The sequence below is a fragment of the Tunturiibacter psychrotolerans genome (assembly GCF_051013365.1).
GTDB lineage: Bacteria > Acidobacteriota > Terriglobia > Terriglobales > Acidobacteriaceae > Edaphobacter > Edaphobacter psychrotolerans_A.
The window spans coordinates 1763876-1783871 of the sequence record NZ_CP132941.1 but is presented as its reverse complement, the minus strand read 5'-3'; the positions used below and the strand labels follow the sequence as shown (position 1 = coordinate 1783871).

The following is a 19996-nucleotide window of genomic DNA, read 5'->3' as shown; positions in this document are numbered from 1 at the left end:
TGCCTCCCCGTGTTCTTGATCTATCGCAAAACGCCTCTTCCATGGTCTGCCGCCGAGATTCAAACTGAGAGTGGCGTTCGATTTGGCATGTTGCCGATCTGCCACCAAAATCCTTAGAAATAGGCCCGTGATCTCCTTAGCGACAACTTCCTTGGAGTTTTTCTAATGTCTTTAGAAGGAATGCGGGACATGTTGAAAGGGGCTTTAGGGAGAAGCCTGCAAGCATTGCAGGCGGAGGACAAATTGTCGGCGGCATGGCCGGTCGCATGCGGGAAGGCAATGGCTGAGCGGGGACAAGTCGTGGGATTTGAAAACGGTGTAGTGCGAGTAGAGGTAGAAGATGGCGTGTGGCTCCGGCAAATGATAAGTACGCGTCATCTGCTTGCCCGAGAGTTAGCTCGTATTTCGGGAGTTTCGGTGAGCGAGATACACTTTGAGAGGAAGAGGAACTACAAGTGATGAAGGAACAGGTTGGAGTAACTCTGGACGATGTTCGGCGGGTGGCGGAGTTGGCGAATCTGGAGCTGACCACGGAGGAAGAGCCGAAGATGCAGAGAGACCTGAACGCCATTCTTGGCCACATCGACCAGTTGAATGAGCTGGATACCGCTGGAGTTCCCGCAATGGCGCAGGTGAGTGAAATGTTGGGCGGTACCCTGCTCAGCCGAGGAGAGGCTTTGCGGGCGGACGAAGTACGCCCGTCGCTTGATCGCTCTGAAGTGATGTCCTCTGCGCCGGAGACCGATGGGCGGTTCTTTAAGGTTCCGAAGGTGATTGAAAGGTGAGTGAGAAGGTAGTGGATTTGCAAAATCTAACGATCGATTCAGCGCGGGAGGCGATAGCTTCAGGGAAGACGTCGGCGACGGCGCTCGCCGAACTGCACTATGACCGCATCGCCTCTCTTGATGGCAAGATCAATAGTTTTCTGGCGCTAAGTCAGGTGCGAGCGATGACGCAAGCTCAGAAGATCGACGAGATGGCCGCGAAGGGTGAGGCTTTGCCGCCACTGGCCGGGGTGCCGGTGGGGATCAAAGATGTTCTGGTAATGCAGGGTGCTCCAGCGACGGCTGGTTCACTTATCTTGAAGGGATACCGGCCGCCATATGATGCGACCGTAGTCGCGAAGCTGGAAGCAGCTGGGGCGATACTTTTGGGCAAGTTGAATTGCGATGAGTTTGCGATGGGGTCGTCGAATGAAAATTCCGCATATGGACCTGTACTCAATCCCAGGGACTTGAGCAGGGTTCCCGGCGGCTCGAGTGGCGGGTCTGCGGCCGCTGTTGCAGCTGACTTCGCCGCGGCGACCCTGGGTACCGATACCGGCGGGTCGATTCGACAGCCAGCGGCTTTCTGCGGAGTCGTCGGCGTCCTGCCGACCTATGGAAGGGTCAGCCGGTATGGATTGATTGCATTCGCCTCCTCTTTGGACCGTGTCGGACCGCTGACGAAGACAGTGAAAGACGCTGCAAGCGTGCTGCAGGTGATTGCGGGGAAAGATGTTATGGACCCGACCTCATCAGGCAGGCCGGTTGACGATTACGTCGGCGAGCTTGTGAAACCGGTTGAGGGGCTACGGATCGGCGTGCCGGAGGAGTACTTCGGGGAGGGACTGGATTCAGAGATTCGACGTGCAATTGATGCCACAATTGATGGTTTAAAGATGGCGGGGTGCGTGGTAAAGCCGGTAAGTTTACCCCACACGAAATATGCGATTCCTACCTACTACGTCATCGCTACGGCTGAGGCTTCATCAAACCTTTCCCGGTTTGATGGGGTCAGGTTCGGGCTGAGGGCGGATGAGGCAAACACGCTGTCAGCGATGTTCAGGAAGACTCGGGACCAAGGGTTCGGCGTCGAAGTGAAGCGTCGAATCCTGCTGGGCACCTATGCACTCAGCGCGGGCTATTACGATGCCTACTACCGCAAAGCGCAGCAGGTTCGAACTCTGCTGACACGGGACTTTATGGCGGCATTTGCTGAGGTAGATGTGCTGGTAGCCCCGGTAACTCCGACCCCGGCGTTTAAACTCGGCGAAAAGACAGACGATCCCGTCCAGATGTATTTAGAGGATATTTACTCGGTGGCCGCGAGTCTGGCGGGAATCTGCGGTATCTCCGTTCCGTGTGGGCAAACGAAGGAAGGGTTGCCGATAGGGGTGCAGATCATGGCCAAGCACTTCGATGAAGCCACCATGCTGCGCGTCGGGCAGGCCGTCGAAAAGCAGCAGGCGCATTAGGTTCGGCAACTCAGCGAGCTCGTCAGTGCAGGGCGCCGATGGGTTCGTTTGAAGATCGCGCCAGATGCCTCGGGAAGGCAGAAGCCACCGAGACTGTTCGTTGCGACAACTAGAGTTAACTGTTCGACAACTCATTTCAACGAGTTATCGGGCGCTGATTGTATGATGAACAGTACAGGCAAATAAGGTTACGAGGATTAGAGCAGATGCAGTTTGGTAGTTCCCCCAGAGTATGCAGGTTTGGATTTGTGTTTCTGTTTACTGTGTTCGGGACGATCACGTCATCGGCTCAGTTAGATCAATTCGGTCAGGGACTGGGAGGACAAGTCGGACAGCAGCCATCCTGTGACCCGAATGATCCGACGTGCCAATCTTCGGATCAGGGCAATTTTCAGACACGTAATCCGTCGAGCAATCAGCAACAGCAGACGTTGACGCCGCAGATTATTGTGCCCGGGCAAGACACTACCCAGACCAATACGCAAAATAATCTTCAGAATCAACAACAAAGTCAGAATCAACTGACTCGTCTCCCTCTGGATTCGCCAACGGAATTTCAGCTTCTCGTTGCCAATTCGATTGGCAAAATGTTGCCGATCTATGGAGTAAATCTGTTTCGGAATCTGCCTTCCACGTTTGCACCGGTCAATTTGGTTCCGGTTACGCCAGACTATGTCGTCGGGCCTGGGGACGAATTAATCATCCAGATGTGGGGTCAGGTCACCCTTAATGGCCGCTTTTTAGTGGATCGATCTGGAAGCATCTTCGTGCCGCAGGTAGGCTCCATTCACGTCGCTGGCGTTAAATCCGATCAGATGCACGACTTCCTGAAGAGTCAGGTCAGTAGGGTTTTTAGGAACTTTGACCTTAGTGTGAATCTGGGCCAGCTTAGGTCAATCCAGGTGTTTGTCGTCGGCCAGGCACGAAGGCCCGGCAGCTACACAATCAGCTCTTTGAGCACGTTGACCAACGCACTTTTCGCCACAGGAGGCCCATCACCGCAGGGGAGCCTTCGACATATTCAGCTAAAGCGCGAAGGTAAAGTCGTTGTCGATTTCGATCTGTATGACCTGTTGCTGCGCGGCGATAAATCGAAGGACGAGAAATTGTTGCCCGGTGATGTGATTTACATCCCTCCCGCTGGTCCGCAGATAGCTGTCTCAGGCAGTGTCAACAAACCAGCAATTTATGAACTGAAATCGCAGGGCGATACGACAATGGACGACGCTCTCGAGCTTGCTGCGGGGCTATCAAACGTGGCTTCGAGACAACGAGTTCGGTTAGAGCGCGTGGACGATCACCGAGGACGAAGCATGACGGAGGTAGCCCTTGATGCACGGGGAAGGGCCACCGTGATGCAGGATGGCGACCTGTTGGAAATCGATGCAGTGGTCAGCCAGTACAAAGATGCAGTGACGTTACGCGGAAATGTAGCGAACCCCGGACGTTATACCTGGAAACCCGGAATGCGCGTTCGCGATCTCCTGCCGGATAAGGACGCGCTCATCACGCGTGATTATTGGCTCAAGCGAAGTCAGCTCGGGCAGCCTACGTTGACGTATATCCCCACATGCCTTCCTTTAACCCCATACGGTATACCCAACTTACGTTACGGAATCCCTATTGGAGAAGAGGGAACGAATCCAAACTGGAGATATTCCTCCACCAGAAATCCGAATCTGATTGGATTGGCTTTCGGGAATGAAGAAGGAAGCAGCTATCGAACGCCAGATCAAGATGCGAACGCCGACGTCGACGCTTCGACTGACGGCGGACTTGACTGCATGAAAATTCCTGCATCGCAAACCTCTTTGAGTGGTTCCAACGATCGGTACGCCCCGTCTGCAGCGGCAAATGCGGCAAATGGAACGAATGCATCTGGCTCCAATAATCAAAACGCTAACCCGGGAAGCAACTCCAACACATCCGGATCTACGTTGCCGCAAAACGGCTTCCCAAATACGCAACAACCGCCTGCGAATCGCATCAGCGCAGCAAGCGCCAGTCTAGGCTCGACCGTGGAAAACTCGTCGGCCGGCCAATTCAGACCGAAGAACAATGTCAAGCTGGGCGAGCCGGATATCGATTGGAGTTACGCCGTCGTCGAGCGTCAGAGCAAGGAAACCCTGACGACATCTCTCCTTCCTTTCAACCTTGGAAAGGTTGTTCTGGAGGGAGATAACACTCAAGATCTGGAACTGCTTCCCGGAGACGTGGTTACGATCTTCTCGAAGGCGGACATTAGTGTTCCGCAAGAGCAGCAGACCCGATTCGTGCGGTTGGAGGGAGAGTTCGCCTCCTCGGGCGTATACAGTGTTCAGCCTGGCGAAACTCTCAGACACTTGGTAGAACGCGCCGGCGGGTTTACCTCGGAAGCTTATTTATATGGTTCAGAGTTCACCCGCGAATCGACACGTCGCGTTCAGCAAGCGCGTCTGAATCAGTATGTCGATGAGATCGCGCTTCAGGTGAGCACAAACGCGACCAATAACGCCGGGAGAGCTATCAGCGCTTCAGACACAGCCGCGGCAACGGCCGCTCAGTCACAGAATCAGGCCATTATTGCCAGTCTTCGACAAGTTAGATCCACTGGACGAATCGTATTGGATTTGAAGCCAGCCAGTCACGACTTGAGCCAGATACCTGACCTCCCACTTGAAGACGGAGATCGCTTCATCGTTCCGCGTGTTCCATCTACCGTAAGCGTGGACGGAGCGGTCTACAACCAGAACTCATTCGTGTTCGACCAGGAACGTCGGCTGGGGGGTTACATCAGACTGGCCGGTGGAACGAATCGAGACGCGGATAAGAGCCGGGCTTATGTGATCCGTGCGAGCGGCTCTGTGATCAGCAAACAATACAGTTCTTCTCTGCGGGGAAACAACTTCGATTCACTGCATTTGTATCCAGGCGACACCGTTGTAGTTCCTCTGAATCTGACAAAAGGCAATACGATACGGTTGATCGTTGATATTGCGCAGATCGTCGGTCAGTTTGGCATCGCTATAGCGGCGGCCACAGTGGTCTTCTAGGAAATAGCTGGTGAAGACTGTGCTTCAACCTCTCGATTGTGAAGCCAGATCGAGGAGTACAACTCGCGTAAGAAGCCTGTTCTAGTGATACGCTCTAAACGGTGAATTTTTTCGTCGTTGTACCTACTTTGAATGCCGCTGAAGATTGGCCTCGCCTTACGACACCGCTTTTAGGATGTGTTCCAGCGGACCGGGTGCTAATACTTGATTCCTCTTCCACCGATGAAACAGCGACTCTGGCGACGGCTGCTGGCTTCCGGTTGCACGCAATTCCTCGATCGGATTTCAATCACGGCGGGACAAGACAGCTTGCGCTGAAGCTATTGCCCGATGCCGAAATACTCGTATTTCTAACCCAAGATGTAGAAGTGGCGGGGCCGGACGCTATGAGTCGTTTGCTCAGAGCCTTTGCCGATCCAACGATTGCCGCTGCTTATGGGCGTCAGCTTCCGCGTTTAAACGCGACCCACATTGAAGCGCATGCTCGCTTCTACAACTATCCCGCACAGTCCAGCATTCGCACATTGGCTAGCCGAGAACAACTCGGGTTTAAAGCGATCTTCATCTCAAATGCCTTTGCGGCTTATCGACGCGACGCTCTCATCGCCGTTGGTGGCTTCCCACGCGACGTCATCTTCGGAGAAGATACAGTCACAGCCGCCAGGCTACTGCTGGCTGGGTGGAAGATAGCCTACGTGGCGGATGCACAGGTCTACCATTCCCATAGTTATACTTGGATACAGGAGTTCAAACGCTACTTCGATATTGGAGTCTTGCACACGAAAGAAAATTGGCTGTTGGATGAATTCGGAGGTGCAGCCGGCGAAGGTGGCCGTTTTGTACGATCGGAGTTGAAGTATCTTTGGAGGTCATCTAAACCGTCGATCCCCTCAGCACTTGTTCGGACCGCACTGAAGCTATTGGGCTACAAGCTTGGGCGCCAGGAAAGTAAAGTGAACTCGAAATGGAAGCGCAGGCTCAGCATGAATTCAGGATTTTGGAAGTAAAGGGCATGACGAATGGACCGTGCATTACATGTCCTTCCCTTTTAGACCAAGATATGGGTTATCGATCACTACGTGCCCGTGATCCTTGAGCGTGGTAAAGCGAGCGGGATGATCTAAGACGTGTAACGTGTACATTTGGTCGATCCACATCGCATTTTTGAATAGTCGTGTGACTCTCAGAAAATTGACTGGCGCAATTTTGCGAAAATTATTTGCGGAGTTAAATTCGCCAATTGCTGCTAACTCGCCGCACCATGGATTATGCGCTATCGACGCCACATCATCGAAATACATCGTTACACGTGGTAAGTAAAGTTTCGGCTCTGCGATCAGAGCTGCGAGCGCATTAGTGGCACTCCAGTAGTAGTCAACGTCAACAGATACGAAGCCGATAGGCGAATCACTCGATAGCGTTGTCAGATATCTCGGAACTGTATCGGTGATGTCGCCGAGGATGAGATTTGCGTTTGGAGGCAACTTGGCGCGAAGTCTTTCAGGGTCTTCCATGGGGTACCAGCCAGGCTTATAAAGTTCTGGATGATCGCGGTAGTCTCGCAACGGTGGCATGCCGCTAACATTATCAAAACCGACAATATTGAAAGATACGCCAGTGATCTTGGTGATTTTCTCAGCCAGCAGGCAAATATTGAGAAGCCCAACGCCATTGGCAACGCCAAACTCAATGACCGTGACTTTTTTGAAGCCTGCGGCCCGAGCATCATCAGCTGCCGTTAGAAGTCCGAAGGCATGTTGCTGGCGGATGCAAAGGTCAAAAAGGATCTTTGCTCTTAGTGAACCGAAAGCAGCAACGAAGAGAGAAAGCAGATTCAAATGCAGGGGTTCAGAAAACCGCTCAACAAGTAGACGTTTCCAAATATGTGGACGTGTAAGCCTGCGAAATAGTAGTGCCAATGGCCCTCCATCTACAATAATATACAGGTGCGGTAAGGGATGTGCTATTGAGCAGTTGCTGAAATTAGGTTTTCGGTGAAACACAAACAGAGATGCGGAAGGAAAGCAAATGGATCGCAGTCAATACGCAGCAATAATAGAAAAAAGACTCCGGGAAGAACTAGAACGTATGCGTGACGAGTTTCGAGAGCATACCGTTCAGAGTTGCGTGATCGACCACCTCCTGCCTGAAGAGGAAGTCGTGACTATTTTTAAAGCATTTCCTGATAAAGACACGATGATGCTCAAGAAGAGTCTTCGTGAAAATAAGTATGTTGCCGCGCAAATGAATAAGTACTCCTCCCTTCTCGAGGAAATAGTTTTTGCATTTCAAGATCCAAGAGTGTTGAAGGTCATAGAGGAGATAACCGGCATTCATGACATGATCCCGGACGAGCATCTCTATGCTGGCGGAATCAGCTTGATGGCCAAGGACAATTTTCTAAACCCTCACCTTGATAATTCTCATGATAAGAATCGCCAGATGTATCGGGTATTGAATCTTCTGTACTATGTGACACCTGATTGGCGCGAAGAATTTGGTGGAAATTTAGAGCTTTGGGATAACGGGCCCAAAGAATCTCAACGTGTAATTACGGCTAAGTTCAACCGACTTGCACTCATGGCGACCCATGAAAAATCCTGGCACTCAGTAAGTCAAGTTGTCGTCGATCGTTCCCGTTGTTGCGTATCGAATTATTATTTCTCTGCAAAACCATTAGAGGATCATGACTACTTTCACGTCACCTCCTTCCGTGGCCGTCCAGAGCAACCGGTACGAGATCTCGTCTTGCAAGGCGATATCGCGTTGCGCCAAGCGGTCCGCACGGTTTTCAAGAAAGGTATTGTCGAAAACAAGCACGTATATAAGAAGGACTGATCGTCTTACATGGCAGTCCAGGAAGGCGCGCCAACTCAACCGGCGCGCCTTCCGACATTAATAGTGTTTAGCGTCTTCCCGTCGCAGGAAAACGTGCGCCATTAATTTCTCAAGTCTGAAGTCTTAGTGATGAAGATGGACTTCCGGGTTCCAGGTAATTTGCAGCCATCCACTCGTATTATGTTGTGAGCCGGGCATGTATGAGGGGATGAGGAATCGCTCGTATTGCGTGAAGATCTGTGCTTGCCAATGCGCATTGATAGCGTACGAACCGTTTACAAATCCGTCTGTAATCGTGCTGCCGCCGGGGAGAAACAATGTTCCCCCTTTATTTTGCCGATATCCGACCTCGAGTCGAGTGCGTGCAGAGAACCAATAACCGGTCCGGCCTTCGATCGCACGAGAATCACGGCCCACTGCATTCCCCAGGAGGAATCCCTTGTTGGTGTTTCCATCGAGGTACTGATTGTTGATGAAGAAGTGAGTGCCACCGAAATCATTCGCGAGGCCCTCAGAGCTTACAGCCTCAACGCGTAAATCCATGTGGGGAAGAAAGGGGAGCCTCGCGAAGTAGATGCCGGGATTCCATACCGCACGCCGAGGCGCATCGATCGGACTTGGGTCATCGTCGGAATAAGCGTCCGCGTAAAGAGTAACTATCCGGCTCAGGAAAGGCAGACGATAACTGAAGTCAAAATTACTCTTTCGATCGCCGGGATCTTCTCGATCTCCATAACCTCCGCTGCCGCCGTTCCCGTTGGTGACATCGCCGGTGGAATTAAAGCTAAACACGTTCGCTTTAAAACTGTGAAACGTAATCGGATGACCAACTCCCCAGAAGATCGACCAACGGGTAAAACTAATCTCGAGATTGTCGCCGAAGTTAAGATCTATCTTTTGTCCGTTGTACCAGGGCCGCGCCGGGTAACTATGTCCGGAAAGCTTTCCGATTACTGCGTCGAATCGGTAGGTGCCGAGGGATGGCACCAGCGGAAAAGGGTGGGGCCGCGTCGAGACGAACCGGAGGCTGTAAGTTGGCTCCGCGTTACTAGAAAACGCGAGCGGACCCATCGTGGTGGGTCCCCAGTATAGTTCTTGCTTGCCGAAGGAAAGAGCATTTCCTTCGAACGCAATGCCTCCGTAAAGCTCTATCGGTCGTTGGCGGTCATAGGCTGATTTGCCAGGTATCGGCTCTATAAACGGATCGGAGTCTGGGGATATCCGGTCCAGCTCGTTGATCAGTTGATTTGTCGCTTCTGACTCCGCCGGATTCCCGGGACCGTGCTGCAGTTCCTGACGGTCGTAGAAGAATAGCCGCCCGTAGTTGGCGCGCACTGAATAGCCCAGGATTGCACTGCTTCCGCGGCCGAGGGGACGGCCAAAGTCGTTCCACCACGTCTGGCCAAAGTGGAAACTATCTGCGAGTGCTGGACCCGCAATCGTTCCGAATCGCCCGTAAACCGATTCGAGACTCGCCGACTCGTAGTAGTTCGGTGCGGTTTCGAACTCAGCGTGGAGGTCGGCTATCAGCAATCGAGCTTGTTTGAGTAGACTTGGACTGCTGTAGTCCTCCCGATCGGCCAGATCCTCTGCCACTCTCAGCTGTCGCAGGCATTCCTGCCGGGTCCATGGGCGAATCGAGACGCTTTGGCCAGGAATGAATCCCATAGCGGCCAGTCTTTCAAGCGCAGGATAAACCCAACTATCCATCGGTACATTCGTTGATCCGATGGTGTCTGGATCATCCTCTTCCGTAAAAAGCCGCGGGGGATGATGAGCGACCGGCACTGGCTGCGATGGTCCACCTGCCTGCTGTGTCTTGTGTGTCCGTGGAACCCCGAAATCTCCTGGCATTGGCGTGGAATCGAAGGGATTCAAGCTAAAGTTGTGATGCGCCCGATAGACGTAGTGCCCGATCAGCCATCCAGTCACGCTTCCGATCAGGACATCCGACGGGAAGTGTTGTTCCGCAAGCACACGGCTTGCACTTACTCCGGTCGCAAGGCCATAGACCGCGGTGCGGGTAATCCAGCCAGGATATTCATCTCCGATTACTGCCGCCAGGGCCCATGCCGCAGTCGCGTGATTCGAAGGGAACGACGACTCAGTGGGGCTCGAACTGAAAAAGTCTCCCTTGGCATTGTTTACGAGGGGACGATCACGCAGGGATATAAATTTCCCAACTTCGCTGACGGCCAGGCTGTCAGCTACCGCTTCGCCAGCCAGCAGGCCGGTCTCGCGAGCTTGTGGCGCATAGTTGAAGAGACTCCATAGGTACATACTCGCCGGCATTGCACCAAGCGCAGCGACCCCCGCGTCCGACAGGGTGTTAAACGTGTGTTGATCGTTTGAATTGATGTTGATCAGCGACGTCATGGTGTGTTGGTCGCTGCCTATCAATAAGCCCGTTGCCGTGCCTAGCGGCAGCAGCCAGACTGCGTCGCTCGGCCGCACGTGGAGCGGGCTGGTCCAGATGGCCTTTTGGTCGAGCAGAAACCGCTTCGGGGTGCCAGCCAAGGTGACGTCCGGTCGGTCGGTTGGGTCGACCGCTGAGCTTGAAGGAGAACCGGAGGTGACCTGTGGTTCCGGTGCATCGGGCAGAGAAGTAGAGGTATCTGCCGAAACCGTGCCTGACGAGACCGGCTGTGTCGAGGCAGTTTGTGCGTAGCACAACGGACCGATTGGAAGCAGAAAGGCTAATGCGAAAAACAGGAATCTGCCAGGATTTGGGTGCATTACAGGCATCGGTAACGGTTCGGGCTGCGGGTCTCGAATAATGCAACCCCTTGCAGGAGGCTACCATAGCCTGACGCTCGCCGATGAGACGCTGACGAAAACGTGACAACTTCCCTGCGCAGATGCCTGGGCCGCCCGCGAACAGCAAACAAACCGAGCACCGCGCAGTAAACGTCGGTTTAGAGATGAAAAAAGTGATTAGCCCCAAGAACCAGTAGTAAAGTGATGGCGGCGATAGCCACCTCTCCAACGGCTCCGACGATGAACGGCCTCGCTCCCTGTTTGAAGAGGTCCTTCAGATTCGTGCGCAGTCCTACACCGGCGAAGGTGAGCAGAAAGGCCCAACGGCTTAGATTCCCAAGCGCCGTGAGCTGAGGTTTCGAGAAGCCCAGCGCAGCTACGTGTGGGTTAGCCGACGACCCGAGCGTCGCAAGAAGCGAGATAAAGAGAAAACCGAGGACGAACTTGGGGAACTTCTTCCATAGAAACGCCGCCTTGTTCTCCAGTTGTGCCGTGGCTGCACGGCTGGCGAGGCCTTTGCGAGCCCACTGTATCGCGTAGGCCAGCACGACGAAGCCAATAAGGGCATTGCGGCAGGTCTTAGCAAGCACGGCGAACTTGCCTGCAGCATCGGAATAGAGGGCTCCGGCGGCAGTGGCTTCGGCAGTATTGTCGACGGCGAGACCAGCCCATAGACCATAGGCGCGGTCGCTCATGTGCAGTGCATGACCGATGAGCGGAAATGTGAACAGCGAGATCGCACCGAGTGCCAGGATCGCAGCGATAGCGGTGGAGGAGTCCTCTTCGTCTGCGTCGATTGCGCCCTGAGTGGCGATAATGGCAGAAACACCGCAGACACTGGAGCCAACGGCCAGAAGCGTGGTGAGTTGGGGACCGAGTTTGAACGTGCGCCCTAGCCAAGTCATAAATGTCAACGAGAAGGCGAACGCTACAAAGACCAGGGCGAGCGAAATTCCGCCGAGTTTGAGAATATCCCCGAGGATGAAACGTGCGCCAAGCAGGATAATTCCGGCCTTCAGCCAGAACTCGTAAGTAGCAACTCCAGCCCGGAAGATCCGGGGAACGCCGACGGTATTGGCGATCAGGATGCCAAAGAGAATGGCCCAGAGGACGTATTCGATGTTAGGGAGAACGTAGTGGTGAGCCTTCCCATAGGTATTGATGAAGTGCTCGACAAACTTGCCCGCGTACCCGACGATCGCCAGAAGTGCGATGCCCGGAAGCAGCCCCAGGAGCGAGGAGCGCTCAGCGGGAACGCGGCCCGGGGCGTGCGGGGGATACTCGGTGCGAAGATCGGGTAGATCGAGTGAGGCGGCCATAAGTTCTCCTTCGTGCAGAATTTGTTGGGGGCGCGGACTTCGATGCTTACCAGCCGACAGTTTTGAGCAGGCCGACGCGAACGGCGATGGCAAGTGCAAGGGACAACACAATTGCCCACGTATCGGTAGAAAAAGAGAGACGGGTGCGAGGCATAGACATGGAGAAATCTCCTTGGAAGAAGCGTGGTACACGCAAAAAATTACGCGTTAGCTACGGCATTAAGTTTTCTAAAGAGGGGGTGTTGCGCAGAAGGGGACTAGCTACAACAACAGCGAGTGGGCATGAGGTGCAGGGTCGCGAATTGGCGGAAGACCGTCATGTTGAGGTTCAGTGTACACCAGGGGCATAAGCAATCCGACGACTTAAGCCTTCAGCAGATGAGCCGCTTCGGACTCAGCCCGGCGCCGCAGTAGCCCAGTCTTTGCGTAAAGCCTTTCAGTGAAAGGGCTTTTGCCCGGAAGGCTGGCATGGGCCTGGTTCAATAAAAGGAGACAATCGTGCCATGCTCCGGTAGTCTGCTGGACGTTTTCCATACGCTTTGCAAACTTCGCCGCGGTTTTAGAGGATTTGCCGCCGATCTCCGCAATATACCGTGCTGTCTTGCAGGCCTTGCGGATCGAGTGAAGGTCCTCATCCTCATGAGGATTAAGACCGCGCACCGCCGGGGTCAGCCAGCTTCGCGCTGCGTCCGCGAGGTTCTCGCCGCTGAGGTTGAGATCGGTGAGTCCCGCAACAGTTGCTTCGAGCCTGTCGAGAGTAAGGCGGATTTCATCTTCATCCGCGAGGATCTGCCGATGCAGTTTTTTCACTTTCTTCTTTCTCAACGCTTGCAGCTCCTTGTCTAACTCAGCCGCGCCGCTTACTGCATGGTAAGAGCCGAGGAGTTCACGGTGAACATCAACATCGCGTACTTCGCCCGAGGTGCGGCGAATCTGGCGAAGGGAACGCCTGAAGGCTTTGGATCTCTTCGGAAGCGTAGGAATGTCGGCCGAAGAGTTCAGCACTTCGAGCACCGCTTCCAGGCGGCGAGTGCTGGAACGAAGCTTGTGAACGGCTTCTGGCTTGGGATCGTCGAGGCAAGCGGCCATTGCGGCCTTCAAAGCCAGAGAGTGACGAAGAAATGTGAGGACTGGTTGCGGCATTCAGGCACCTTGCTATTACAGATGCAGAATCTTCCGACTCCGGCTTCGCGACACCGAATCACCATGATAGTTGCGCGCAACCGCTAGTACGGAGGCGTGTTTCATTTGGTGTAGGCAGGAGGTTGTTATGAAGATTACAAACGTAAAAGCGATGGTTGCAAAGGCTGTAACGGTTACTTTACTCGCAGGTGGGGTCGCGTTGGCTGTACCGGCGAAGGCTGACGCACAGCAGCTTGCCGTAGGCGTCCGGGTCGGTTATCCGGGCTACTACGGTTACTATGGACCGGACTACTACGCTCGGGTGCGTTTCGAGCAGGAGCGTCGGCATGCTGAGTGGGTACGAGCCCATGAATATGCACGCTACCACTACGACCATCGCGGGCGTTGGTAGTCGACGCGAGACGCTGCTTCTGGTAGCGCCTAACTAACAATGTTCGCAGGCCGGTTGCGGAGAGGTTTCCGCGCCGGCCTCGCTGTTGGTCCCAAAATCCCTCTCTGTGAGCGGTCTATAGTAGCGGCCCTCGGGAAAGGCACAAGCCTGGCAAAGTGTTCGCCCACTGCTCAGGTGCTCCCGATCATAATTAATGCCTTCGCCGCACTGCGCGCAAGTGATCCGAGCCGACTTATAGCCAGGCATCTCACGAGGATGAATCGGGACCGCCACCCACTCTTCATGGAAGAGGTCATCATTCGGAAGCTCGCGATAAGCAAGCATCTGCTGCTGATTTTTATTCTCGATATGCGGAAAGAGTTCACGAGCACGCTGTTTGGAAGATTCAAGCGCAGCAATACGAACGGCTTTAAACACGGGAGTATCGTCTTGCGGTGCGAGAGACAAATTGAGGTCGACGAAGGTAGCGGCCATCTTCCCCCAGTCGCGAAATTTAATGGCGCGCTTGCCAAGACGGCAGCCCGTAACGACCGCAATCGCGTCGGTGGCGCAGCGGTCGATCTCGATAAAGGTCACTAAGCGCTTACGGTCGACTCCCTTCGGATCCTCGATGCCGAGCCGTTCGCAACCGAGCATCGCCAGTCGGACGCCGAGAATCTGCCCGGCACATAGGTGGCCGTGGGCGATCTCTGCCTCGCGGAGAAGAGCGTCAAAAGACTGCATATCTTGATGATACTGCTGGCGCAGGTCGCCTGTCTTTTTAGTATTTGCACGTGGTTGCACCCCCGGGGTACTATTCGAGGCCCGAGGTGCTCCATGGCTGAATTTGCAACGACAATCGGTATGGTACTCAAGCAGAAGTCTGGTGGAGTTGCGGCGATCGCGCCCGACGCCTCCGTATATCAGGCAGTCGAAATGATGGCCGATCGGCAGGTTGGCGCACTGCTCGTGATGGAGCAACAATCACTGCTAGGCATCATCTCCGAACGCGACTACGCGCGGAAGGTCATCCTGCAAGGGCGCTCGTCAAAGGAGACGCAGGTAGCAGAGATCATGAGCAGTCCGGTGATCTCCGTGTCGCCAAAGCACACTGTAGGAGAGTGCATGCGAATCATCACAAAGAATCGCATTCGGCACCTCCCCGTGACGGAAGGTAATACAGTTGTCGGCGTTGTCTCAATCGGCGATCTGGTGAACTCAGTGATCAGTGATCAGGAGATGACTATCCGGCACCTCGAAGCCTATATCTCGGGTGCGGCTACGACGTAGGGGACGATCGCGCCAACGTGGCAGATGGGGCCGCCCCAAGTGCCTCAAATGCATCGACCGCGTCATGAAGTCGGTTGAAGATCCACGAAGGGCCGATGGCCACGGTGAGATGATGGCGGTCGAAGTCGGCCCGTGTGTTCCACGGTAGCCGAGCGAATCCGAACTGGACGCCCATGCTCGCCAAATTTTTCTTCAACTCTTCAACCGCGCGGGCCGCACTGAAATCCAGATTCGTGATCGCCTCGCCATCGATAATGACCCAGCGCACGTTTGTCGGCGACGGACCAACCAGCCTCAGGACTTCGTCGCAAAAACGGCTTGCGTTTGCGTAGAAGAGCGCGGCCCCAAATCGATACATCACAAGTCCCGGCGCAGTAGTGGCGCCCGGATCGGGGGGAATCAGCTTCCATATGCTGGTCTCATCCGGGACCATGACGCCGGTGCGCGGGTGATAGATGTGGTGCACTATGCGCAGCAGAGAAAGGACCATCGCCAGAATGATGCCCTGCTCTACCCCCGCGACAATCACGACGATGGTGGTGGTCACTGCGAGCGCAAACTCTCCCGGGCTCTCGCGGCGGATGCTGGCGAGGCTCCGCAGTTTGATCAGGCGGATCGCCACCAGGAAGACCAGGGTACCGAGTACGCATTGCGGAAGAAACTGCAGCGGTTTGGTCAGAAACAGCAGGACGAGCGCGACCACACAAGCTGTGGCAACCTGAGCGATCTGACTCTGGCTTCCCACACTCTCGACCATCGCAGTTTGCGTGGGGCTGCCGTTGACGACGAAAGTCCCGCTGAAGGCAGCAGCCGCGTTGGCCGCGGACAGGCCCACCAGGTCCTGATTCTCATCCAATCGGTCGTGATGACGCGCTGCATAGACGCGAGACGTCGCGGCGCTCTGGGTGAGAATCATAACCGCGCAGGACGCTGCGACAGAGAGAAGCGGAGGAATGTCCCTCCAGCTGATGTCCGGCATAGCAAAATGCGGCAGGCCGCCCACCACTGGGCCGATGATGGCAATTCCATGTCCGGCAAAGTTCCACAACGCGCTGGCCGCTATGGCCAGAATGACGGCCAGCATCGGACCGGGCACCTTAGGCGCAGACCAACGGAGAGCAAAGACGAAAGCAAGCACGGCGAGGGTCACCGCCAGCGTTGGCAGATGAACCTTCGGGAGGCCGCGGCTAATCTCCACGAGTTGGAGGATCGATCGACGCGAGGTGACCTGGATGCCGAGCATCTGACCCAAAACTGCGATGCCGACCTGAAACCCAATCCCCGTCAGAAAGCCGACAAGTACCGTCTGCGAGAGGAAGTCTGAGACGAAGCCCAGCTTGAGCAAACGGCCAAGTAGTAGGAACACAGCGGTCAGCAACGCAACCAGGCCCGCCAGTGCCACGTACCGCGCGCTCGCCGATGGCGCCATGCCGGCTAAGCCGCTGCGAAGAATCGCCGCCGTGGCCGAGTCGGCCGCGACCACCAGAAATCGCGACGAACCGAAGGTCGCAAATGCAAGCAGCGGCAGTAGAAGGGAATAGAGGCCGGTTACTACCGGCATTCCAGCGATCCGGGTGTACCCGAGCGCCTGGGGAATGTTCATCGCGGCAAAGGCAACACCCGCAAACGCGTCTCGTAAGGCGCCCCCTCGCTTCAACGGCCTGATGCCCTGGAATAGATTCAGCAAATCAAGGTCTCCTGCACGGTAAGCAGTGCAAATTTACAGCGTCGCAGCTGTCGAATTGCAAGTAGACGTTGATGCTAAACCAAATAACGTATTTTGACCCACGCTGGGTCAGGCGATCGAACCCTCACCGTAGAGCAGCGAGACAATTCAAATCATGTCGGGGGCCGTTGTCAGGCGAGAGAAGACACTGCGAAGCTACACCACCGTGTCGGACGGTTCAGTGATGGATACTTGCTGCTTTGTGACGGTCGCGGTGCACTTTCCGCAGACCGGGCAGCTTCGCCCTTTACGATGCAGCACGGCAGAGACGATGAAGACCTTACCGCACGAGGTGCACTGGACAGCTGCGTTGTTGCCATACCAGTCTTCAAATTGGCCCAGGGCGGCTTTGTCCAGATAGCGCATCGAATACTCCTACCTCAAACATTATGAGCGCTCTTGCTGCTCCGCTTTACTGGTCGTCCGAATTCTCGCCCTCTTCCAACAGGGAAACGGTGCCGACTACGTCATAAGTGGCGGCCTCGCCACCAGTCGGCTTCAACGTGACCCGCGTAGGCAATCGCTGCCATTGCGCAGGTTGACAGACGGGAATGAAGTGGTCAGCCTCCGGCCACTTGCCGATCTGCTTCTGAACCACAGGACGACGCGCTCCCAGCTGCGCCACAACGGCAAAGAGGCCACCCTTGGATGTCGTAGAGATGCCGCAATACGCCGCATAGTCACGGAACCAGACCACATCCGAGACAGTGAAGTCGAAGTCGGGCAGATGAAGCACTGTAATGTGGCCGGTGACGCGATCAACCGAGAGCCACGGACCGGGCTGCCAGATCCAGTGCGGCGCGGCATCGTTGGGCAGGGCATCGTTGAGCCGAAGCGCGCGACGGACTGTGAACGTCCGATCAGTAACGTCGTGGATCTCGCCGGTCGTCCATTCCTTTTGGCGGTCGTCGACAAGGAGAGGACGCACCTTCAGGCTGCTGGTCTCATCCGCCTTGGTGTCCGGAGTGGCGTCAGGCTGAGTATACGGGACCTTGTGATACGGCCCAAGCGTCACGGTATGAACCTTCGGACCAGCCGCAAGCAGAGAATTTTTAGAAAAAATCGACGGCAAGACTAAAAAAAATAAGGTCGACAGAAGAGGAACTATTTGCCGCCTTACGCGGGTCGCATGGGGAGTCGAACTCAAGGGATAGGGCTCTCACAGGAGATTTTCAGTTGTTGTCATGCTACCTGACGCACAGTCTTTTCTATGCGGTACGGGTTCTGGGACGCATAACACTTTTGGGGTGGAAGAAATGGGAGAATATGCGGAAGAAACTTCAGTGAAGCCCGTAAGAACTCCATGGGTAACGGAAAAGGTTCAGACGTTGTGGAATAGATTGTGAATACTGGGCAATCCGTGGGCCTTTGCAGAGTAGTATCGTGGAAAGTATGCGTGCTGCCGTCGTGGTAGCGCGTGCGACAGACCGCGGCGGATCATTTTGAAGCAGTACGAAAGGATACAAACGAACATGTGGAAACCGAATCAGACTGGAAGCAACACTCCCTCGACTCCAGAACCGGTGCGTCCGTCGACTCCAGCGACGAACTTCGAGGCGAGCCCCACCCGTCCCGCGACCGTTGGCGCTGGCAATGCATCAGCCGCTGTACCAACCGGCGAGCAGGCCACCATCGGCAAGTCCCTGATCGTCAAGGGTGAGCTGACCGGCTCTGAGTCACTGTACATTGATGGCAAAGTCGAAGGAGCAATCAACCTCCCTGGCAACCGCGTCACCGTGGGCCGCAACGGGCAGGTAGCGGCGAACATCGTTGCACGCGAAATCGTCGTGCTGGGTAAAGTTCGCGGCAACTGCCAGGCCAGTGATCGCGTGGATATTCGCAGCGAAGGCTCGCTCACCGGCGATGTCATCGCAGCACGTATCTCAATTGAAGACGGTGCCTTCTTCAAGGGCGGTATCGACATCCGCAAGCCTGGTGGCACGGACCTGAAGGGTGGTTCTGCAACCCCCGCAGCAGCCGAGCCGGTTGCGGTCGAGGCATAACTCTTCTTCAACGCCGTTCGCGATCGATCAAAACGGTCCTGCTAATTATGGGGACCGGCTTTGCTTTTATCTCAACAAGCCAAGCGGAAGATTACGAACGACCGTAAAGATCATGGCGGCAGCAAGTGCGGTGTAAATCGCAATTCGCGGCACCTGCGGCCAGTGATTGACTTCGCGCCGCACAAAACGACGATACCAACGCACACCACCGATCATCGCGATTGGCAGCAAGATCACGGCAAAGCCGTTCAGATGCATTGCCTCGCTGAAGTGACCATGCAGCAGCGCGGCGAGTGCACGTGTCGTTCCGCACCCCGGGCATTGCAGATGCAGAAATTCGTAAATAGGGCACCGCAGATAGAAGCTATTCTGTGCAGGCGGAAAGCTCAGCAGAACGCCGCAGCCTATGGCGACCACAACCAGTGGCGCGACCGCACGCAGGATCTCCGTGAAACGGCCGCGGGCGACCGCAATCATCTCACTACGTTCTGGTAGCGAAGGTTCTGCTTCAGTTGGTTGATCTCGTTGAGTTTGTACTGAAAATAGATCCCTCCGAAGAAGAACGTCATAATTGCGTTCAACCGCAGACCGAGCGGCTCGGGTCCGTTGAAGTGCTGTTCAAGCGTGTCTCGCAGGGTAAAGCGAGCGATGAGCCGAGCGACCCAGGAGGCGATGCCGATAAATCCTCCCACGAAATTTTGATGCGGCTGCTGATGATGGCTCATCGAAATCATCACTCCCCAGGAGCCGCCTAAGTTGAGCACGACCAACACAGTGGCGATGATGTAAAACATCAAAGCCTTGCTCGCCGGCTGCACTCGGTTTGCCCATGCGGCAATAACCAGATTCCACACCACCACGAATAACGTGCAGGTCAGAAAGCCCAGTAGCAGTTCGAGGCCCCAGTTCAAATTGGGTGGATCAGGGTAGATCCCGCCCGCCTGCGGATACGCAACAGGAGCCGCGTAAGCCGGCGTCGCCGTGACGCCAGTCGATCCGAGAACTTGACCGACGGGAATCCAATCGGGCATCGTGTCACTCTTGGCCATGTCGGTCAGCAGAACGTTTCCCGAGGCGACGTAACGCTGGAGATCTTCGAGGGTGTAAGGTCCGTACATCTGCCCATTGCGCGAAACCTGGTAGGTCATGCAAAGCTCCTGAGAGGACTGCAACGCACCTGCAGACTCGATCAAATCACGGACTGGCAGTTTCACACAATCAGATTCGGAGGCTCGCCCCGATGTCGCCGGTTCTGTTTCTTGGATTCGAAGTATGAGAGTCT

General features: G+C 55.1%; 19 protein-coding genes. 9 read left to right on the top strand and 10 right to left on the bottom strand.

Annotated elements, in window-relative coordinates:
* Positions 1 to 165 precede the first annotated feature (165 nt).
* From RBB76_RS07465 to RBB76_RS07445, 5 genes are all read left to right on the top strand, one after another.
* Positions 166 to 459 carry a DciA family protein gene (locus RBB76_RS07465; RefSeq protein WP_433963539.1) on the top strand — a complete coding sequence of 98 codons (294 nt, stop codon included), beginning with the start codon at positions 166 to 168 and terminating at the stop codon, positions 457 to 459.
* A complete protein-coding gene (gene gatC / locus RBB76_RS07460) occupies positions 459 to 785 on the top strand; it encodes an Asp-tRNA(Asn)/Glu-tRNA(Gln) amidotransferase subunit GatC (protein ID WP_429628049.1) in 327 nt (108 codons plus the stop codon). Before RBB76_RS07465 ends, gatC begins: the two co-directional genes overlap by 1 nt.
* Before the next feature lie 11 nt (positions 786 to 796).
* On the top strand, positions 797 to 2236 hold the full coding sequence (gatA, locus tag RBB76_RS07455) for an Asp-tRNA(Asn)/Glu-tRNA(Gln) amidotransferase subunit GatA (protein ID WP_429628895.1): 1440 nt from the start codon (positions 797 to 799) through the stop codon (positions 2234 to 2236).
* Positions 2237 to 2442: 206 nt separating this feature from the next.
* A complete protein-coding gene (locus RBB76_RS07450) occupies positions 2443 to 5268 on the top strand; it encodes an SLBB domain-containing protein (protein WP_429628050.1) in 2826 nt (941 codons plus the stop codon).
* 101 nt (positions 5269 to 5369) lie between these two features.
* The gene (locus RBB76_RS07445) at positions 5370 to 6275 is read left to right on the top strand and encodes a glycosyltransferase family 2 protein (protein ID WP_429628051.1); all 906 of its coding nucleotides are present in this window, start codon (positions 5370 to 5372) and stop codon (positions 6273 to 6275) included.
* 24 nt (positions 6276 to 6299) lie between these two features.
* On the opposite strand, the gene RBB76_RS07440 is transcribed toward RBB76_RS07445, so the two are convergent.
* Positions 6300 to 7187, bottom strand: coding sequence for a hypothetical protein (locus RBB76_RS07440; RefSeq protein ID WP_429628052.1), 888 nt, complete (start codon positions 7185 to 7187; stop codon positions 6300 to 6302).
* A 109-nt stretch (positions 7188 to 7296) separates the two neighbouring features.
* On the opposite strand from RBB76_RS07440, the gene RBB76_RS07435 reads away from it, so the two are divergent.
* Entirely contained in the window at positions 7297 to 8106 is an 810-nt protein-coding gene (locus RBB76_RS07435) for a 2OG-Fe(II) oxygenase (protein WP_429628053.1), read from the top strand.
* Positions 8107 to 8229: 123 nt separating this feature from the next.
* On the opposite strand, the gene RBB76_RS07430 is transcribed toward RBB76_RS07435, so the two are convergent.
* From RBB76_RS07430 to RBB76_RS07420, 3 genes are all read right to left on the bottom strand, one after another.
* Positions 8230 to 10623: a capsule assembly Wzi family protein gene (locus tag RBB76_RS07430; protein WP_429628054.1), complete on the bottom strand. Its 2394-nt coding sequence runs from the start codon at positions 10621 to 10623 to the stop codon at positions 8230 to 8232.
* Between the two features lie 398 nt (positions 10624 to 11021).
* Positions 11022 to 12182: a YeiH family protein gene (locus RBB76_RS07425; protein WP_429628055.1), complete on the bottom strand. Its 1161-nt coding sequence runs from the start codon at positions 12180 to 12182 to the stop codon at positions 11022 to 11024.
* Positions 12183 to 12545: 363 nt separating this feature from the next.
* Positions 12546 to 13325, bottom strand: coding sequence for a CHAD domain-containing protein (locus RBB76_RS07420; protein WP_429628056.1), 780 nt, complete (start codon positions 13323 to 13325; stop codon positions 12546 to 12548).
* Positions 13326 to 13452: 127 nt separating this feature from the next.
* Between RBB76_RS07420 and RBB76_RS07415 the strand changes: the two genes are divergently transcribed.
* On the top strand, positions 13453 to 13716 hold the full coding sequence (locus RBB76_RS07415; RefSeq protein ID WP_429628057.1) for a hypothetical protein: 264 nt from the start codon (positions 13453 to 13455) through the stop codon (positions 13714 to 13716).
* A 33-nt stretch (positions 13717 to 13749) separates the two neighbouring features.
* Here RBB76_RS07415 and RBB76_RS07410 read toward each other — a convergent pair whose 3' ends face one another.
* The gene (locus tag RBB76_RS07410; protein ID WP_429628058.1) at positions 13750 to 14439 is read right to left on the bottom strand and encodes an FmdE family protein; all 690 of its coding nucleotides are present in this window, start codon (positions 14437 to 14439) and stop codon (positions 13750 to 13752) included.
* 93 nt (positions 14440 to 14532) lie between these two features.
* Between RBB76_RS07410 and RBB76_RS07405 the strand changes: the two genes are divergently transcribed.
* Positions 14533 to 14985 (top strand): CBS domain-containing protein, encoded by a 453-nt coding sequence (locus tag RBB76_RS07405; RefSeq protein WP_429628059.1) that lies wholly within the window; start codon positions 14533 to 14535, stop codon positions 14983 to 14985.
* Here RBB76_RS07405 and RBB76_RS07400 read toward each other — a convergent pair.
* The 3 genes from RBB76_RS07400 to RBB76_RS07390 form a co-directional block, all read right to left on the bottom strand.
* Complete coding sequence (locus tag RBB76_RS07400; RefSeq protein WP_429628060.1) at positions 14975 to 16672, bottom strand: SulP family inorganic anion transporter; 1698 nt, start codon at positions 16670 to 16672, stop codon at positions 14975 to 14977. The genes RBB76_RS07405 and RBB76_RS07400 overlap by 11 nt on opposite strands.
* Positions 16673 to 16867: 195 nt before the next feature.
* Positions 16868 to 17077: a hypothetical protein gene (locus tag RBB76_RS07395; protein ID WP_429628061.1), complete on the bottom strand. Its 210-nt coding sequence runs from the start codon at positions 17075 to 17077 to the stop codon at positions 16868 to 16870.
* Positions 17078 to 17123: 46 nt separating this feature from the next.
* Positions 17124 to 17726 carry a hypothetical protein gene (locus RBB76_RS07390; RefSeq protein ID WP_429628062.1) on the bottom strand — a complete coding sequence of 201 codons (603 nt, stop codon included), beginning with the start codon at positions 17724 to 17726 and terminating at the stop codon, positions 17124 to 17126.
* Between the two features lie 457 nt (positions 17727 to 18183).
* Between RBB76_RS07390 and RBB76_RS07385 the strand changes: the two genes are divergently transcribed.
* A complete protein-coding gene (locus tag RBB76_RS07385; protein ID WP_429628063.1) occupies positions 18184 to 18714 on the top strand; it encodes a bactofilin family protein in 531 nt (176 codons plus the stop codon).
* Positions 18715 to 18780: 66 nt separating this feature from the next.
* On the opposite strand, the gene RBB76_RS07380 is transcribed toward RBB76_RS07385, so the two are convergent.
* Positions 18781 to 19191, bottom strand: coding sequence for a DUF2752 domain-containing protein (locus RBB76_RS07380; RefSeq protein ID WP_429628064.1), 411 nt, complete (start codon positions 19189 to 19191; stop codon positions 18781 to 18783).
* Entirely contained in the window at positions 19188 to 19862 is a 675-nt protein-coding gene (locus RBB76_RS07375; protein WP_429628065.1) for a DUF4339 domain-containing protein, read from the bottom strand. Before RBB76_RS07375 ends, RBB76_RS07380 begins: the two co-directional genes overlap by 4 nt.
* Positions 19863 to 19996 lie beyond the last annotated feature (134 nt).

Bases quoted from the DNA above. Each gene is read 5' to 3' on its own strand.
- RBB76_RS07410 (WP_429628058.1), bottom strand. From the start codon at position 14,439: ATGCAGTCTTTTGACGCTCTTCTCCGCGAGGCAGAGATCGCCCACGGC.
- RBB76_RS07450 (WP_429628050.1), top strand. From the start codon at position 2,443: ATGCAGTTTGGTAGTTCCCCCAGAGTATGCAGGTTTGGATTTGTGTTT.
- RBB76_RS07385 (WP_429628063.1), top strand. From the start codon at position 18,184: ATGTGGAAACCGAATCAGACTGGAAGCAACACTCCCTCGACTCCAGAA.
- RBB76_RS07465 (WP_433963539.1), top strand. From the start codon at position 166: ATGTCTTTAGAAGGAATGCGGGACATGTTGAAAGGGGCTTTAGGGAGA.
- RBB76_RS07420 (WP_429628056.1), bottom strand. From the start codon at position 13,325: ATGCCGCAACCAGTCCTCACATTTCTTCGTCACTCTCTGGCTTTGAAG.
- RBB76_RS07435 (WP_429628053.1), top strand. From the start codon at position 7,297: ATGGATCGCAGTCAATACGCAGCAATAATAGAAAAAAGACTCCGGGAA.
- RBB76_RS07375 (WP_429628065.1), bottom strand. From the start codon at position 19,862: ATGACCTACCAGGTTTCGCGCAATGGGCAGATGTACGGACCTTACACC.
- gatC (WP_429628049.1), top strand. From the start codon at position 459: ATGAAGGAACAGGTTGGAGTAACTCTGGACGATGTTCGGCGGGTGGCG.
- RBB76_RS07405 (WP_429628059.1), top strand. From the start codon at position 14,533: ATGGCTGAATTTGCAACGACAATCGGTATGGTACTCAAGCAGAAGTCT.
- RBB76_RS07380 (WP_429628064.1), bottom strand. From the start codon at position 19,191: ATGATTGCGGTCGCCCGCGGCCGTTTCACGGAGATCCTGCGTGCGGTC.
- RBB76_RS07425 (WP_429628055.1), bottom strand. From the start codon at position 12,182: ATGGCCGCCTCACTCGATCTACCCGATCTTCGCACCGAGTATCCCCCG.
- RBB76_RS07415 (WP_429628057.1), top strand. From the start codon at position 13,453: ATGAAGATTACAAACGTAAAAGCGATGGTTGCAAAGGCTGTAACGGTT.
- RBB76_RS07395 (WP_429628061.1), bottom strand. From the start codon at position 17,077: ATGCGCTATCTGGACAAAGCCGCCCTGGGCCAATTTGAAGACTGGTAT.